At 45.8% G+C, this 426-nt stretch carries 1 pseudogene; it reads right to left on the bottom strand.

The annotated features are described in order from the left end of the window. A pseudogene (locus CXF78_RS21330) lies at positions 1-426 on the bottom strand (pilus assembly protein FimV); the annotation flags it as partial.

The following is a 426-nucleotide window of genomic DNA, read 5'->3' as shown; positions in this document are numbered from 1 at the left end:
GCTCTACTGGCATATCAAACTCAGCCAACAATGCATCGATATCGTCATCTGCCTTTGTTTCAGCTGATATTTGCGGTTCTTCAACGGCAGCAACATCTGGCTCTGCTGGCATATCAAACTCAGCCAACAATGCATCGATATCATCATCTGCCTTTGTTTCAGCTGATATTTGCGGTTCTTCAACGGCAACATCTGGCTCTGCTGGCATATCAAACTCAGCTAACAATGCATCGATATCATCATCTGCCTTTGTTTCAGCTGATTTTACTGCTGCGGCAACGGCCACAACATCTGACTCTGCTGGCATGTCAAATTCAGCCAATAGTGAGTCGATATCATCCGCGCTTGTTTCAGCTGATTTTACCGATTCTTCAGCGACAACATCATCCGGCTCTGCTGGCATATCAAACTCAGCCAATAGTGAGT

The sequence above is a fragment of the Shewanella sp. 11B5 genome (assembly GCF_002836795.1).
Classification (GTDB): domain Bacteria; phylum Pseudomonadota; class Gammaproteobacteria; order Enterobacterales; family Shewanellaceae; genus Shewanella; species Shewanella frigidimarina.
This window is presented reverse-complemented; position numbering and strand designations above follow the sequence as displayed.